Origin of the sequence: Escherichia sp. MOD1-EC5433, assembly GCF_002966005.1 — a bacterium.
GTDB lineage: Bacteria > Pseudomonadota > Gammaproteobacteria > Enterobacterales > Enterobacteriaceae > Escherichia > Escherichia ruysiae.
In genome coordinates, this window is the sequence record NZ_PTRL01000023.1 from 1 (window position 1) to 566 (window position 566).

The window sequence follows — 566 nt, forward strand, 5'->3', positions numbered from 1 at the left end:
ACGGTTCATATCACCTTACCGACGCTTATCGCAGATTAGCACGTCCTTCATCGCCTCTGACTGCCAGGGCATCCACCGTGTACGCTTAGTCGCTTAACCTCACAACCCGAAGATGTTTCTTGCGATTCACCATCGTGTTGCGAAAATTTGAGAGACTCACGAACAACTTACGTTGTTCAGTGTTTCAATTTTCAGCTTGATCCAGATTTTTAAAGAGCAAATATCTCAAACATCACTCGTAAGTGAGTTTTGAGATACAGAGGCCGGCGACTTTCACTCACAAACCAGCAAGTGGCGTCCCCTAGGGGATTCGAACCCCTGTTACCGCCGTGAAAGGGCGGTGTCCTGGGCCTCTAGACGAAGGGGACGTATCAGTCTGCTTCGCAAGACGCCTTGCTTTTTACTTTCTATCAGACAATCTGTGTGAGCACTTCAAAGAACGCTTCTTTAAGGTAAGGAGGTGATCCAACCGCAGGTTCCCCTACGGTTACCTTGTTACGACTTCACCCCAGTCATGAATCACAAAGTGGTAAGCGCCCTCCCGAAGGTTAAGCTACCTACTTCTT

At 48.4% G+C, this 566-nt stretch carries 1 tRNA gene and 2 rRNA genes; all 3 read right to left on the reverse strand.

Annotated features, from left to right (window positions below):
- Positions 1-99, reverse strand: a 23S ribosomal RNA gene (locus tag C3D30_RS20205); the annotation flags it as partial.
- A gap of 193 nt (positions 100-292) precedes the next feature.
- Positions 293-368: transfer RNA gene (locus tag C3D30_RS20210), tRNA-Glu, on the reverse strand.
- Positions 369-453: 85 nt separating this feature from the next.
- Positions 454-566: ribosomal RNA gene (locus tag C3D30_RS20215) — 16S ribosomal RNA — on the reverse strand; the annotation flags it as partial.